The following is a 345-nucleotide window of genomic DNA, read 5'->3' as shown; positions in this document are numbered from 1 at the left end:
TAAAACATACTTCACACTCGTTAGGTTGCTCACTGCCTTGATATTCGTGGTTATTCATCATCTAAACAACCCCACTCTATAAAATCATTACTACCAAGGTAGTAAGTTAAATCTTCGTACTCCATTACCTTAGGGTCAATTTGAATAACTTCGTATGAACGACCAAGATCAAATAAATTAGCAGACCTTACAACGATAACCCCATCAAGCGGTGGTGGATTAATACTTACTGTTAACCATTTCATACCCATCTCTCCGTTGTTTATTAATATGTATAGAGAATGGGTCAGAGTTATAAATGTGACTAGCATTTAATATGGAGTCGTCCGTAAACTAACCCACCCT

At 36.8% G+C, this 345-nt stretch carries 1 protein-coding gene; it reads right to left on the bottom strand.

Annotation, left to right across the window (positions count from 1 at the left end):
• Nucleotides 1-50 precede the first annotated feature (50 nt).
• Complete coding sequence (locus D5S11_RS19745) at nt 51-245, bottom strand: hypothetical protein (RefSeq protein WP_128424650.1); 195 nt, start codon at nt 243-245, stop codon at nt 51-53.
• Between the last annotated feature and the right edge of the window lie 100 nt (nt 246-345).

Origin of the sequence: Bacillus sp. L75 (genome assembly GCF_003676355.1) — a bacterium.
GTDB classification, from domain to species: domain Bacteria; phylum Bacillota; class Bacilli; order Bacillales; family Bacillaceae; genus Bacillus; species Bacillus velezensis.
The sequence above is the reverse complement of the archived record's forward strand: the minus strand, read 5'-3'. Positions and strand labels throughout refer to the sequence as shown.

Bases quoted from the DNA above. Each gene is read 5' to 3' on its own strand.
- D5S11_RS19745 (WP_128424650.1), bottom strand. From the start codon at position 245: ATGAAATGGTTAACAGTAAGTATTAATCCACCACCGCTTGATGGGGTT.